The organism is Alcanivorax sp. HI0044 (assembly GCF_001634945.1).
In genome coordinates, this window is sequence record NZ_LWEZ01000761.1 from 1 (window position 1) to 472 (window position 472).

Genomic DNA, 472 nt, shown 5'->3' on the forward strand with positions numbered 1-472 from the left:
CTCCCTTATTCGTGGTCGTTAACGTCGGCGGGCTGAATCAGATCGCCGGTGTCGTTGCCGAAAGCATTACGCTCGTAGGTGATCACCGCCGCAATCTGGCGAGGTGTCAGCTGAGCCTTGAAGTTGGGCATGGCACCACGGCCATTGACCAACACATCAATGTGCTCGTTCAGGTGCTCTTTATTGGTGGCAAATTCCGTACCGGCAAACGCCAGGCCGATACCGCCTTCACCATTGGCTCCGTGACACAGGGCACAAGCGCTGTCGTAAACCTGCTTACCTTCTTCCAGCGCCTGATCAATGCCGGCAAACGGTGTCAGATCCGGGCCTGAGGCAGCTTTTTCCTACTCTTCAGCGATCCAGGTCTTGAACTCGTCCTGGGTCACCACTTCTACAGCAATCGGCATGAAGGCGTGGTTCTTGCCACACAGTTCCGCACACTGGCCGTAGTAAGTGCCTTCCTTACCTTCCG

Annotated in this window: 1 protein-coding gene and 1 pseudogene; both read right to left on the reverse strand. The window is 56.1% G+C overall.

Features of this window, described 5'->3' with window-relative positions; translation table 11 throughout:
* Nucleotides 1-5: 5 nt before the first annotated feature.
* Entirely contained in the window at nt 6-320 is a 315-nt protein-coding gene (locus A3730_RS32605; RefSeq protein WP_369819055.1) for a cytochrome c, read from the reverse strand.
* A gap of 24 nt (nt 321-344) precedes the next feature.
* Nucleotides 345-472, reverse strand: a pseudogene (locus A3730_RS32915) (cytochrome c oxidase subunit II); the annotation flags it as partial.